Annotated in this window: 1 protein-coding gene (only partly in view); it reads right to left on the bottom strand. The window is 70.1% G+C overall.

Annotated features, from left to right (window positions below; genetic code table 11):
• Positions 1-15657, bottom strand: partial view of a hypothetical protein gene (locus tag ACIBMZ_RS10385; RefSeq protein WP_396692279.1) — the 5' portion only. Its footprint begins 12402 nt before the window's first position; only the first 15657 of its 28059 coding nucleotides appear in the window; it begins with the start codon at positions 15655-15657; its stop codon lies off the left edge, out of view.

Raw genomic sequence — 15657 nt, 5'->3', positions numbered from 1 at the left:
CTCGCGGCGTACCAGGTCGACGAGATCGAGAAGCGACCGGAGCGAGACCCCGTCGGCGCCGTCCAGATCCTCGGGGTCCATGCCGAGGATGTCGGCCTCCCACCGGTGAGCCCACTCCTCGAGTTGGCCGGGAGAGAGCTCGGCGAGGGCCGTCGTGCGCACGTCGACGTCGGTGAGGAAGGCAAGCCGACGCCGAGGTGACTTCGCGATCCGGTCAGGTAGCTCGACGCGTTCCAGGGAGCGCTTCACCTGCCGTGGATCGGTGGTCCGGGTCCGTGCGTTCAGCAGGGTCCGGAGCGGCGAGAGCAACCGCACCGGCACCGACTCCTCGTTCGCCAGGCGGTAGATGCCCTCGGGCTTCCGTCCCAGGTTCCAGGTACTCAGCAGCTCCGGTACACGCTTGGAGAGGTACTCGTTGCGCCGGGCGTACTCGTAGAGCACGGCGGGGGGCATCTGGATCCGGTCAGCCGTCTGGAGGACTGCCAGGTGGTCCAACCAGGGACGAAGATATCTATCGTCTTCGATCTCCCTCTCGGGTACGTCGATGAGCGTGGCCCACGTCGGGGCGAGGACGATGTCCGCGCTCCGCTCGTCGGTCTCCGCTCGGCTTCGGGCCTCCGCCTGACCGTCGCTCACGGCTGCGGCCAGTTCGGCCGCGGAGAGGCCACCGGCCAGCAGGTCCCAGGCCGCCACGGTGGCGGTGAGCCGCGCAGCGGCCTCGACCGCCTGGGCCGCGACCGCGTTCGCGATCAACGCCGCCCCGGGCGGAGCGGTGGTGCCGGCTCCCACCACCAGACGGGCGATGTGCGTGGCCGCCACCTCGATCACCATGGCAGCCGTCCGATAGACGTGGCCCACCTCGGTCGTCCGAGTCAACGCGTGGAGCAGTGCGCGTACCCCGGTCAACATCGCGGCCAGGTCGTCCCGACCGGCGGGCACCGGGGTCCGCCCCCCGCTGGTTGCCAGCGCCCGCACCAGGTCGGGCACCCGCACCGGCCGTGCCGGATCGTCTCCGGCCGAGGGTATCGGTCGGTCGAGGTGCCGTTCGGTCCAGGCGCGTACGGCGTCGACCACAGCGTCGGTGGCCTGGACGGCTCCCCGAACCACCTCCGCCACGTCGGGTGAGGTGATGTCACGGGTCAGCGCGGGGACTGCCGCCGTCGCCGCCGAAGCGACGATCGTGGCCTGCCGGGTCAGCGTCCCGAGGTCGGGGTCGGCGGCGACCTTCTCGGTGTCCTGCCACAGTTCCTCGGCCTCGACGAAACTGATCTCCGCCCACCGACGCAGCTTGTCACGACGATCGCGGACCGCCGTCGGCACGAACGTCCGGAGGCGGTCCAGGACCTCCAGCCCGGCCCCCTCCGGGCCTGACCCGAGACCGGCTGCCCAGAACAGTGCGGAGGCGTTCCGGCGACTCCGACCGGCACCGTCCGCCCTGGTCCAGGTCGAGCGACCGCTGTAGACGAGCGCGGCCAGGCTCGTGTGCTGTACCTGCTGCTCGTCATCGTCCAAGTCGGACAGGAGGCTACGTGAGCGGTGCGACTCGGACGACGAGCTGCGGTCCGAGTCGTCGTCGCTGTCAGTTGCGGTCCGGGTGTCGGCCCGGGGCCCGCGTACGCTGGCCGCCGTCTCCTCGGCGGTGGGCCACATCTGGAACTGGTCGTCGTTGTCGAAGGTGTCGTGCCGGTCGAGCAGCAGTCCGTCCGTGAGGTCGGCAGCGGGCTCTGCGTGGTACCCCGCGCCCGCGCGGCCCGGGTCCGCCCAACGACCGACCAGCTCCTCGATCTCCTGCATTGGCGGTCGCCCCTGACGGGGCATCTGCGCGATCCGTGCGAACAGCGGACGCAACGGCATCAGCCTGCGCGGATGGATCTCCCAGTAGCTGGCGAGCCAGACCAGCAGATAGGGACCCTCTGGCACGCCCAGCCGGTGGGCGAACATGAGCAGGTCGTCCGCCGACACCCGACCGGTTACCTCGACCAGCCGGACCAGTGCGGCGGCTTGGTCCGGGGGCAACGCGAGGCGGTCGGCCAACGCCGGCAGCGCTCGCCCGTCGACGCCGGGCATGACCAGCACCCGCCGCAGGTAGTAGTCGGGCACACCGAGTCTTGCCGACCACGCGGCCAACTCGTCCGGGGTGGGCACAGCGGTGTGCTGGGCAGCGATCGGCGCCGGGGCTGCCACCTCCGGCACCAACGGGACGAGAACCTCGGCGACCCGGCCCCCGGGCACGTCCCCCAGGGCCTCCCAGATGAGACCTTCGAGCATCGGAATCTCGGCCAGCGGGCGGAGCCGGTCCACCGGGAAGCCGAGCCGCGCACTCCAGCGCACCCACCGGTCGAGTCCGGGTCCGGTCGACGCGACCTGGGCCAGAACGCGATCGGCGACCTGCTGCCCCTGCTCCCGGAGGTCGTCCGGCCCCGCGTCCGACAGCGGTGGAGCATCGGACACGGCCGCCCGCAGCCGGTCGCCGAGGGCCAGGGCCAGGTCGACCGGGGGTACGCCGAGTCGCTCGGCCGCCGCCTCCACCGCGGCCGGGCCGCCGAGGCCGGTGTCGGCGACCAGCCCCGCAAGACCGGTGTCGGCCCGACGCCGGCCGTCCAGCGCCGCCCGGACGTACTCGTCGGGCAGTTCGTGCAGCAGTTCCAGCGGTACCCCGAGGTCGCGCAGCTCGCCCAACCACCTGCGGTCGGCGGGGGCCAGGTCCATCCGGCGGGTCAGCCGCATCAGCCACACCAGGTCGCTGTTGGTGCGGACCCCCGCGTCGGCCAGTGCCGGCCGGAGCCGGTCGACCCAGGTGCCCTTGTCCGGATCGACCTCGGACGAGCCGTCCGCCACCCGGGCCAGCACGTCGCCGAGCACCGCCACGTCCGCGGGGGACACCGCCAGTTCACGGACCACCCCGAACAGCGGACCGGGCCCGGCGAGCCCCGCCGCCTCGGACCGTTCCCGCAGGTCCAGCGGCACCGTGCCGAGGACCTCGACCAGGTCGACCAGTTGCCGGGCGTCTGCCCCCGCGCCCAGCATCCGCACCGCCTGGTCGACCTGTCCCGGGTCGAAGCGCAGACGTCCGCCGGTCACCAGGCGCGCGACCTGGTGGGGTGGGATGGTGTTCGAGGTCAGCCACTCCCGCGTCGCCGGGTCGGCCACCAGGTCGGCGATCGTGGGTGCCTTCTTGGAACCGGCTGCCTCCTCGGACCCGGGTGCCTCCTCGGACCCAGGTGCCTTCTTGGAACCGGGTGCCTTCTTGGAACCGGGTGGCACCAGCTCCACCGGGAAGGCTGGCACGGGCACCGCGTCGACCGGCACGGTGCCGTCGTCGGCCGCGACGGAAGGTGGGCCAGGTGGCGCCAGATGCGGCAGGTCCAACGCCGACGCCAACGCCGTCAGCCGGTCGTGCACGACACGATAGGCGGTCGCCACCGCAGCGACGTCCCGCCGCGCGCTCCCGTCCTGCTGCTGGGTCGGCGTGGTGACCCGCGCCAGCACATCCCGGTACTTCTCCAGGTCGGCCAGCGCCTCGCCGGCACCCGGACGGCCCTCGTCGGCCAACCGCCGCAGCTCGACGAGCCGGTCCGGCACCGCCCAACTGACCAGCCGTGCCTGCGCCCGGGTCACGACCAGTTCGTCCTCGACCCCGCTCGTTCGGCCGGGAACGGGCGGCGGGGTGATCGATACCGGCTCCTCATCGGGATCCACCGGACTGCCGGTCCACTCCGACGGATAGTCCGGAAACATCGATTCGTCCGGGGCTCGCCAACCGTAAGGCCGCCCCACCGTGGCCGCTGTCTCGTCCAGGTTCATCTGCGCGAATGCCGCGTCGACGTCGACGTCGGTCGGATCCAGGACGACCGGCTCGGCCATCGTCGCGTCGAGAGACAGCCGATCGCTGAGCTCGGTCAGCCCGGACCGCCACACGTCGGTCTGTACCGGTCCGGCCGTGACCGGTACCAGCAGAACCGGCTTCTGCCGCTCGGAACGGGGAACCTCACGCCGCAGCCGCCTGACCAACTTCGCGAGCAACGCGGCTCCGCCCGGCACCGGCAGCTCCACCGGCATCAGGCGGCTGTCGGCCGCGTACGCGACCACGAGCGACCCCGCGACCGGAGCCACCAGGCGTGGGGGGACAGCCGATCCGATCCACCACACGCCGCCGCTGAGGGACGGCCCGGGGCGGGACAACATCTCGTCAATCCATATGTCGTCGCTATCGACCGCCGACTCGACGAGGTCCTCGGTGAGGCCGTTGGCAGTCCAACTCGGTCCCAGACCCTCGCTCCACTCGATCAGTCGGGCGAGCCGCTCCTTCATCTTGCGCTCGTCTGTGGTGTCCACCAGCTCGCGGAGCTGCGAGACCTCGTAGTGACCGATCGGATCATCGTCCAGCCGCGGCAGGGCGCGCAGGGTTTGCGTCACGGCGAACAGTCGAGGCACGGTGACATGACCGATGCCGTACGCGAGCGCCGTCACGTGGCCGATCGGCAGCAGCTCGCTGCGAGTCACCCCGAGCTGACCGGCGAGCCGGTGCAGAATGTTGACGATCTCCGCTCGCGTCAGCCCGTCCGTCTGGGGTTGCTCCGCCCCCACGAGAGCCGCAGTCAGCAGATACTCGTCGATAGCGACATCGGATTGTGTCGACTCGTATCGATATTCGGAGGCATAGGGCTCGTCGGCGAAGGCGATGCTGAGCAGATCAGCGTCCCAGGGGGCCACACCCCCGTCCTGCGGCATCTCACTCAGTTCGGGTCGCCGTGCTGCCGGCCAGTGCACCTGCACGAGGCTCGCATCGGATCTGGCGTCAACTCTGCCGGTCAGGTATTCGGCAAACGCGTAGCCGAACTGGACCACCGCCCACGGCGTCTCCCGGTCCGGACTGCCGACGACGATCCTCGGTAGGCCGTCTTCGGCATTCGTCGCGACCGGGCTCGCCGTGTCGGCGGAATCCGGAGGACGGATCCACAGCGTCTCGCCCACCGTGACGATCTGCCAGTCCGGCTGGCGCTCACGCTCGAAGACGCCGCCGCCGAGATTGATCAGATGCGGTATGCCGGGCAAATTCCGCATGTTCGGGAATTGGGCGTCACGGTGCACGGTGTAGTAATCGGCGAAGGGACTCATCGACTGCTTGTGCCACGACAGGTACGGCACGAAATGATCGAAGAGGATTTCTTCAGGGGTGATCGAGAAATCCGGTGTGGCGCGAATCGCCAGGACACGCTCCGCCCCGACAAGTCCCGCCAGCTCCACCGCCTGTGTCGGCGTGAGCTGGTCCCTGGTCACCAACTCGACCATTGCGGTCTCCGGCAGCCGCCTCGCCAGAGCGGTCAGTTTCTCAGCAGCAGTCGCGGCACGACCGATCTCCACCACCACGATCGGACGAGAGGGATGCGCGAATCGCTCGCCGTCATCTCGCGGCGAACGCGAGGCCGACCACAGATGCGTCCCGGATGCGCTGCCCTCCGCCTGGTAACCGGAGATTCGCGGCACCTTCGCCTCGGAGACCGCACGCCAGTCCCGCACCGAGCCGCCGCTTGCATAGATCCTCGCCGCCTGGTACGCCGGCGCCTCGACTCCGACGTGGGAGACAAGCATGTGCAACACGTTCGCCCAGTAGGCGTCCCGATACAGCCGACTCCGAAGCAGATCGGCCACCGACTGGCTGAAGCCAGGGGCGTCCGCCTTCTCGAGCGAGAAAACTCCTCCCCCCACCGCCTGCTTCGCCACCGTGAACATCGATCCATAGTTCGCCGTCAAATCGACGTTGAAATGCCACCAGGCGTCCAGCGCAACGGCATAGCGCGGATCATCGGGCGAGAGCGGATGCCGCCACCACTTCTCCGACACATCGCTGCGATCGGTGACCAACCGGAACACCTCGCGAGAGTTGCTCCATCCTGCGGCCAGCCGAGCCGCCAGCATGTACTGCTCGGCATGCACGCCCTCGTGGACGAACGTCTCGTGCACATCGTCGACGGTGCGATCCAGCCGTAGGGCCATCGACCACGCGTAGGAAGAGAAGCTGCCCTCATACTCGCTGCCGGAAGGTTCCGGAACGAAGTCGATGGAAGGCATGCGACCCGCTCTGTCCGCATTGCGGTTCAGTGTCGTCGTCAGATGGTCGGTCATCTCCTGCCAGGCGCGCTGCTGCCGATCCGTCCCACGCTGGCCGGTCAGGGTGCGATAGCGACTTCGCGCGTGGCGCCGCAGTTCGTCCCAGTACATCGGGTCGGTGGTCCGTAGCGTCTGATCGCCTGCGGTCATACTCGGGCGCCACTCCGGACCACCATCCAAAGTGAGCGTCATTCTCTGCTTCGCTGCCAGGTCCCCGAGCATCGAGGAGAGAGCGCTGTCCAGACCGTCCGGATCGGGAGGCGTCACCGGCTCCCCGTCCTGGTCCCGCACCTCGAAGAACGGATTCGCGACCACCGGTCCCAGTGCGACCGTGCCGGTCTCCGAGTCCACCGCAACCTGCCACTCGGCGACGACATTCGCCCCAGCGAACTGGCCCAGCACGTCGGGCCCGGTCTGAGACACCCCCGCGAGCCCGGGGCTGTTCCGGACGTCCACACCGCCGTCCGCCACGACCGCGTACACCGTCTCACCATCGGCTGGCATCCGGCGCAACCGGCCTGCACCGAACGCCACCAGCCCGTTCGACATGCCCTCGGCACCGTCGAACACCGACTGCATGTCATTCGGATCGTCACTGCGGTTCACCCGCCGCTGTAGACCTGTGGTGAAGCCCAACTGTGGGGGTATCGCGACGGAGGCCCAGAGAATCTGCGTCGCCCAGTCCGACGGCAGTCTCTCCCGAAACAGGTCGGGCCGACTGCGCAGCAGAGCCTCGGCCGTCAGCCCGGACGGCACCCAAGGGGCCGTGGGCGCACTCGGCGCAGATCTGGACGCAGACCGTGCCGACGCGGACCCAGACGCCGCGCGCCGCCCCGACGAGCCGGGCGCACCACCCAACAGCCGGCGCGTCCACTCACCGTTGACCAGACGGAGGTCACCGGTCGCTTCACCGGTCTCCGGATGCAGGCCGTGCACTCCCGAGTCGTCGAAGGTAACCGGGATGTCGACCCGATCCATGCGGCCGTCCACCCACTGCCGCACCGTGACCCGACCGCGAAGTCCTCCGTTCGATGCCGCCACCGGGGCGTGGGCCACGATCGCGGTCAGTTCGGTGATGCGCTCCCGCAACCGGTCGATCTCCGACTGGACCTGCGCAACCTGATGCGGCACGTCAGCGCCCGCACCGTCCGCACGCAGCCGCGTCAGATCCTCCGCCCGCCGGATGAGAAGGCCCCGCATCGCGGCCAGGCGCACCTGACCGACGTCCTCGGGCTGCTGCCCGGTCGCCGGGCCGGCCACGCTCTCGTCGGGGTCCGCCGGAGCGGAAGCCGCATCACCCGGCACGGCGGCGACGACCGGCTCGGCCATCGTCACCCTGAAGCCCAGCCGGTTCTCCCACTCCGTCAACTCGGCCCGCAGCCGGTCGCTCTCGGCTGGCGCAGAGGTCACCGGCACGAACAGGACCGGATTGTCCGGCTTCTTCACTGGTAGCTGCTGGCGCACCAGTTGACCCACCTGCACCAGCAGCGCCGCACCCCCCGGGACCGACAACCCCAACGGCAGAAGATCAGCATCGGCCTCGTACGCGAACACGAGCGCACCCTCGACCGGAGCGACGAGGTCCCGCTGGCCCACCGGCCCCAACCACCAAACCCCACTGCCATCCGGCGTACGCCGCGACAGCACCTGGTCGACCCAGCTCGTGTCCTGACCGACGACCTGCTGCACGTACTCGGAGGTCAGTCCCTCGGCGGGCCAGGTCGTGTCCGGATGGGCGAGCCATTCCAGGAGCCGGGCGAGCTCCTGCTTAGCGCGACGCTCGTCGCCCGCCGTGACCAGTTCTTCGAAGTCCCGGATGAGCCAGCTCTCGATCGGCCCCCCGGTGGCCCAGGGCGTGCTCGACTGGTATCCGTCACCGAAATCGAGGTAGGACCGATAGCCGTTCACGTTCTGCAGGGCCCGCGTAACCACGGCCAGGCGTGGCACGGTGACATGGCCGATACCGAAGGCGTACGCCGTGGCGAAGCCCACCGGAAGCAGTTCCGCACGGGTGACGCCGAGCCTGGCGGCGAGGCCGTCGAGCACCTCGACGAGTTGGACCTCCGACAACGCCTGTGGTGCCGCTTCCACCGCGTCCACCAGGGCGGCCGTCAGCACGAACGGGTCGATGTCGAAGTCGCCAGCACCCGATTTGTGCTTGAGCTGCGAATCGTCGACGGCGCCCTCGCCGAAGGCGTTGATCAGGAGTTGTCTCGTCCATGGCTCGGCAGCGTCACCAGAGGTCAGGTCGACCCACTCGGGTGGGTCGAGGACGGGCCGGTGGATCTGCACCAGATCCGGGTCGACGCGACCGTCCGGGATGGCCATGAGCCGCTCGGCCAGCAACAGTCCGAGCTGCGCGATCTCCCACGGGGTGTCCCGGTCGGGAGCGCCGACGATGATCCTCGGCATGCCGCGATCGGGCTCCACCGCCACTGGCACCGCCGCCGACGGCTCATCGGTGGCGTGTACCCAGAGCGTTCGTCCCACCGGCCTGATCCGCCAGTCGTCCTGGTTCGGCCGGTGGAAGACACCACGCCCGAGATTGGTCAGATCTGCGACCGGGACCCCGAGGTGGAACGTGGGCCGTCGCGGCTCCGTGTGCACGGTGACGTAGTCGGCGAAGAGGCTCATCGACTGTGTGTGCCACCGCGAGTACGGGACGAAGTGGTCGAACAGCGGATCGGCCGGATCGATCTGGAAGCCGGCCGAAACGGGAAGAGCCAGCATCTGACCCGTGCCGACCGTCGCCGCCAGTTCCACGGCCTGCGCCAGCGTCAGAGGGCTGGAGGTCACCACCTCCACCAGGGCGTCCGCCGGCAGTCGAGGCACGATGCCGGCAAGACGCGCCAGTGCATTCTCGGCGCGGCCCACCTCCGCCACCACGATCGGGCGGGAATGGTGGACCAGTCGCGCGACGCTGTCCTGCGGCTCCTGTCGTTCCCGCCACAGGTGTGTGCCGACCTCGCTCGTCCGGGCCTGGTAGCCGGAGATCAGCGGCACCAGGGCGGACGAGACTTTCTCCCAGTCCCGCACGGAGCCCTCGGCCGGGAACTCCAGACTCGCACGGTACGCCGGACCTTCCAGACCGAGCCGAACGATCATCATTTGCAGTAGGGACGCAGGTGCCGCCCGGCCGATCCTCCGCGCTTCCAGCAATTCCCGCACGGACGGACTGAACTGCTCGATCTTTCTGACTCTGACTGCCTGTTCCGAGCTCCGGACGGCCAGCGTCACTGCCTGCTCGGCCTCGCGGTGGAGTTCCTCGTCGAGGCCCAGACGCATCAGCCACCACAGGTGCAATGCCAACGGATAGCGCGGATCATCGCGCCAAAGTGGTTGGTCCCACAGATCGTCGCGCACGGGGTCGGCCAAGGTGATCTGATCCATGGCCCTGGGGTCGTTGGTGGCGCCGGCCACCAGCCGGCCCATCAGCACCCGCTGCTCGGCATGGAGCCCCTCGTGCGAGAAGAGCCGGAGCTTCTCGTCGACGGATTCCGGCCGCGGGAGCGACATGGACCAGCTCATGCCGTGGAAGGCGGCATGGCTGTCCTCGCCCGACATGTCCCTGACTTGGGTGACGGCCGACGAGAATCCGTATGGGGTGCCGGTACCGAGATGCGCGAAGAGCAGGTCGGTCTGACGCTGCCAGGCTGCTGTCTGGCCGCGCGCGGCACCCAGGGTGTCGTACTCCTCCCGGGCCTGACGTCGCAGATCGGCCCAGTAGTCCCGGTTCACCGCTCGATGCAACTCGTAGTCGGCGGCGACCCTGCCCGGCTTCCACTCCGCACCCCCGCGGACGAGGGTCGCACTACGTTCCGTCGCGAGTTCGCCGACCATGGTCGCCAGCGCACGATCCAGTTCGGCAAGCTCGGAATCGGATGCCCGGGGGACGTACTCGCCCCTGTCGCGCACCGAGAAGCCGGGGTTCCTCGCCACCTTGTGCAAGGTGGCCTCACCGGTGTCCGGGTCCACCGAGACCCGCCACCCGGCGATGACGTTCTCTCCCGCAAACTGACCCAATACGTCGGGTGCGGTGGTCGGTGACGCCGCTTTGGTGGCCCGGCTTTCCCTCACGTCGATGCCACCGTGCGCCACCACGGCGTACACCATCTCGCCGTCGGCGGGCATCCGGTGCAACCGGTCGACGCCGAAGCCCACCCACCCGTCCGCCATGCCCGCAGTGCCGTCGAACACCGGCATGATGCCGTCCGGAGTGTCGACTACCCGTTCCTGTAGGCCGATGGTGAAGGCAAGCTCCGGCGGGATCGGCACGGCAGCCCAGAGCGTCTCCGTCTTCCAGCCCCGCCGCCGGCTCTCGGCAAACAAGTCCGGCCACTCGCTGCGTAGTTGCCTCTCGGTGAACCCCGAAGGCACCACGATTTCGGGAACGTCCGGTGCTGAGTCGGCCGCAGCCGTGTCCGCCGAAGGCGATCCCGACCCATCCCGCCGTGACGACGAGCCGGGCGCGCCGCCCAGCACCCGGGGCATCCACTCGCCGTTGACCAGGCGAAGGTCACCGGTCAGCTCGCCGGTCTCCGGGTACAGGCCGTGCACCCCGGAGTCGTCGATGAACACCGGGATCTCGACCCGCTGGAAGCGGCCCGCCATCCACTGTCGCACGGAGACGCGACCGACAAGCCCACTCCCCGTCGCCGTGACCGGACCGTACGCCACGACCTCGGTCAGCTCGGTGATGCGCTCCCGCAACCGGTCGATCTCCGCCTGGGCCCGCGCCACCTCTTCCCCGCTGCCGGCGCTGCCGCTCGGCCCGGCCGTGGTGAGTCGGCTCAGTTGCTGACCCCACCCGATGAGATCCCGCCGCATCGCCGCCAAGGCGACCTCACCGGCGTTCTCGGACGACTGCGTGAGCGCCGAGCCGGCCCCGCCTTCGTCGAGGCTCATCGCGTCGGGAACCCCGTCGATCTCGACAGCCGACCTCAGGACGACCGGCTCGGCCATCGTCACCCCGAGGCCCAGCCGGTCCTCGATCTCCGCCAGGTCCGCCCGCAACCAGTCGTTCTCGACCGGCGCCGAGGTCACCGGCACCACGAGCACCGGCGCTTCACGCTCGTCCTCGGGCAACTGCCGCCGAATCAGTTGACCCACCCGCACCAGCAGCGCCGCGCCCCCGGGGACCGGCAACCCCACCGGAAGGAGATCAGCCCCGGCCTCGTACGCGAGCACGAGAGCGCCCTCGACCGGACCCACGAGCTGCCGCTGCGCCGCCGGCCCCAGCCACCAGACACCGGTACCGTCCGGCTGCGACAGCGACCGGTCGATCCAGTTCCGGTCCATACCGAAGATCTGGCTCACGTTCTCGGCGGTCAACCCCGCAGGCGGCCACGTCGTGCCCGGGTGCCCGAGCCACTCCAGAAGTCGCGTGAGTCCCTGCTTGGCGCGCCGTTCGTCGCCGTCGGGAACCAGGCGGCGGAACTCGTCCACGAGCCGGCGGTCGATCGGATCCTCGGCCCGCTTACCGGGCAGGGCCAGCAGAGCCCGCTTCGTCACGGTCAGGCGCGGCACGGTGACGTGGCCGATACCGAAGGCGTACGCCGTGGCGAAGCCGACCGCGAGCAACTCCGCACGGCCGACGCCGAGCCTGGCGGCCAAGCCGGTCAGCACGTCGACGAGTTGGGACTGCGACATCGCCTGCGGTGCCTGCTCCACGGCACCCACCAGTGCGGCCGTCACCATGAACGGGTCGATGTCGAAGTCGTCCACGTCCGACACGTGCGCGAACTCGGTGTCTCCGGCGCCCTGCTGACCGAAGGCGCTGACCAGAAGTTGTCCGGTCCACGGACCGGCGGCCAGACCAGAGGTCAGATCCGCCAGGTCGGGTGGCTGGAGGACGGGCCGGTGGATCTGCACGAGGCGCAGGTCACCGCGGCTGTCGGCGACTCCGGCAAGCTGCTCGGCCAGCAGGAGTCCGAGCTGGACGATCGCCCACGGCGTGTCCCGGTCGGGTGCGCCGACGACGATCCTCGGCATGCCGAGATCGCGCTCCACCGGCACCGGCACCGCCCCCGAGGCCCCGTCGGCGGCACGCACCCAGACCGTCTGCCCCACCGGCCTGATCTGCCAGTCCGCCACGTGCTTCCGCACGAAGACCCCACGCCCGACATTGGTGAGCGGCGCAACGGACTTGTTGAGTCGGAGCGCGGGCCGTTGCGGTGTGGTGTGCACCGTGAAGTAGTCGGCGAAGAGGCTCATCGAGCGCGCGTGCCACCACGAGTGTGGAACGAAGTGGTCGAACAGCGGATCGTCGGTGCCGACGCGGAAACCGGTCGGGACCGCGACGGCCAGCATCTGACCCGCGCCGACAGTCGCCGCCAGCTCCACCGCCTGAGTCGGCGTCAACGGGTCGGAGGTCACCACCTCGATCAGGGCGTCCTCCGGCAGCGCGGAGACGATTCCGGCAAGACGCGCCGCCGCGTTCCCGGCCCGACCTAGCTCCACCACGATCGTGGGACGGGAGTGATGCACCAGACGTGCAAAGCGGTCCTGCCGCTGATGGAGAACACGCCACAGATGTGTCCCGGAGGCGTCGCTCTCGGCCAGGTAGCCCGAGAGCGGCGGCACCAGGGCGGTCGGGTCCTCCCGCCAGTCCCGCACGGATCCGCCGGTCTCGAACTCCAGACCTGCACGGTATGCCGGACCTTCCAGACCAGACCGGAGCACCAGGGCGCCCAGTTCGAAGTCACGCGCCGCCAGGCCGGGTATCCGTGCCTCCAGCAGCTCGCGTACGAGCGGACTGAACTGCGGGATCCCCCTGGCCTTGACCACCTGGTCCGCGTTCCGTTCGGCCAGTGACATCGCGCGGGCCCGCATGCGGTCGATGTCCGAATCGAGTCCGGCGTGGTGCTGCCACCACGTGCGCAGCGCCAACGGATAGCGTGGATCGTCGCGACCGAGTGGCTGTGCCCACAGCGCCTGCCGCGCGCCCTCGTTATCGGTGACGTGGTCCATGACCTCAGGGTCGTTGGTGGCACCGGCGACGAGCCGACCCATCAACGCGTACTGCTCGGCGTGGACTCCTTCGTGCACGAAGGTGGCGAGCCGGTAGTCGACGGGGCGTGACTCGACCACCTCCATGGCCCATCGTCCGCCGTCGAACGCCGCTGCTACGTAGGGCTTCTCCTCCTGGTCCATGACAGTCGTACCGGCCGACGGGATGCCGCGGGTACCGACGCTGAGGTACTGGAAGAGCAGGTCGCTCTTCTCCTGCCAGGCACGGCTCGGCCCGTGCCCGCCGCCCAGCGCCGGGTAGTCCACCCGGGCCTGACGACGCAGTTCCGCCCAGTAGGCCGGGCTCCTCGCCTGCAACAGCCCGTAGTCCTCGACGGCCGTACTCGGCTTCCACTCTCCGCCCCCACGCACGAGGGTCGTGCTGCGTTCTCTCGCGAGGTTGGCGAGTCGGGCAGCGAGCGCACCGTCCAGACGCGCCAGCTCGGGTGGGGATACCGGTTCCGCGGACCCGTTCGCGCTCCGCCGGAACACCGCCAGATGGGGGTTCGGCGCCACCGGTCCCAGGATGATCTGCCCGGTGCCGGGGTTCACCGAGACCAGCCATCCGGCGACAACGGTGCTCCCCGGGAACTGCCCCAGGACGTCGGGTGCCGTCGGCGGTGCCGCTGCCGTGGCCGGGCTCCTCCTCACGTCGATACCACCGGGCGCCATGACCGCGTACACCATCTCGCCGTCGGCGGGCATCCGGTGCAACCGGTCGACCCCGAAGCCCACCAGGCCGTTCGCCATGCCCGCTACACCGTCGAACACCGGCATGACGCCGTCCGGGCCGTCGTGTACGCGCTGCTGCAAACCGGTGGTGAAGGCAAGCTCCGGCGGGATCGGCACGGAGGCCCAGAGCGTCTCCGTCTCCCAGCCCGACCGTCGGCGCTCGACATACCGGTCGGGCCAGTTCCGCCGCAGGTCCTGCTCGGTGTAACCGGGGGGCACCACGATGACGGGAGCACCTGTCGAACCGGACGCGGCCGTCCTTGCCGCCGACGATGATCCAGGCCCGCTACGCCGAGCTGACGACGAGCCGGAACCGCCCTGCCGGGTTGACGACGAACCAACCCGTCGCTGCGACGAGCCGGGCGCGCCGCCGAGCACCCTGGGCATCCACTCGCCGTCGACCAGGCGAAGGTCACCGGTCATCTCGCCCGTGCCCGGGTGGATGCTGTGCACCCCCGCCTCGTCGACGACCACCGGGATCCGGACGTATCCGGTGCGGCCCTGCACCGCCTGCCGTACCCAGACGTGGCCGTGCAGAACGCCGTCCGGCGTCTCCTCGATCGGCTCGTGCTCAGTGATCTTGGTCAGCTCGGCGATTCGCGTCCGCTGACGATCGACCTCGGCAGCGATCTCCCACTCCCGTGCCGCCACATCGGCAGCCCCGGCGGAGGTCGTCGATTCCTCGGCGTCGCGGCCCCGGTCGACGGCGCTCGGCGCGGAGCGCAACTCCCGGAGCTCGGTGCCCGTCTCGATGAATACGCGCCGCATCTCGGCCAGGCGCGCCTCCACCTCTGTGGAACGCTGGGCGATCACCGGCGGGTGATCCGCCCACTCTTCGACAGTGTCGCCGGACAGGGCAGGTGCGGGCGAGGTGTCGACGTCCACGCCGACCGGCCGATGGTCCGCGTCGAGCAGCACCACCGTGGTGGCACCGTCGCGCAGCGCCACCATCCGCCAGTCGTCGGTGACCCGGGTGACGATCGGCGCTCCGTCCGACTCAGGCGACCCGATCCAGAGCACGTCCTCGCCATCCGGCAGCAGCCACGCCACCGTCGGCCCGCCGTTGGGTGCCAGGAACGACACCAGCGCAGCCGAGTCCGGGGTGTTGCGCAGGGCATCGAGGAGCACGTCGGCGGCGATCGGCTGTGCGGTGCCGCCGACCAGATCCGGCAGGTCCGAGGCGGCGACCGGCAGCACCTTCCGGGCCAGGGTCTCCGCGTCGGCCTCGTTGCCCGCCCGGGCCAGGTGCACGGCAGCGGCCAGGCTCCCGGGCGGAATCGTGTCCCGCAGCGCCAGTTGGATCTCCGCCAGGTCCGCCAACAGGGCGTCGACCCGCTGGCGGCCCGGCTTCTCCCCGGCCCTGATCCGTCCGTACGCACTCTGCAGCCCTGCCCGCCCGGCCACGTGTGACCACGGCAGCACCCGTACCGACGTGGCGTCGTCCCAGGACGCCTCCCGGCCGTGCGCGTCGACCGGCACCAGTTGCGGTCCACGCGCCTCACCCACCGGCACCTGCACCTGGAGGCGGTAGAGGTCGGCGAGGCGACCGAGGCCCTCCGGGTCGTCCGGAAGCGGCTGCCCCCCGGTGGCCCAGCGGTCGAGCTCCCACGGCACCAGCACCAGGGCATCGGGGAACGGCTGTACACGCAGGTAGTTCAGGCCGGCGGCGGAGCGCGGCGTCTCCTCGATCAGGTAGACCAGCGTGCCGTCGTCCGGCGTCGGGGTGGCGACCGCGACCGCCCGGGCGAGGGGGTGCTCCTGCTGGGTCATCGCGCCGGTGAGCACGAATCGGCCCGGAACGGCCAT

Origin of the sequence: Micromonospora sp. NPDC049900 (assembly GCF_044461025.1) — a bacterium.
Classification (GTDB): Bacteria; Actinomycetota; Actinomycetes; order Mycobacteriales; family Micromonosporaceae; genus Micromonospora.
Note: the sequence above shows the minus strand (reverse complement) of the source record. Positions and strands in the feature narration are given on the sequence as shown.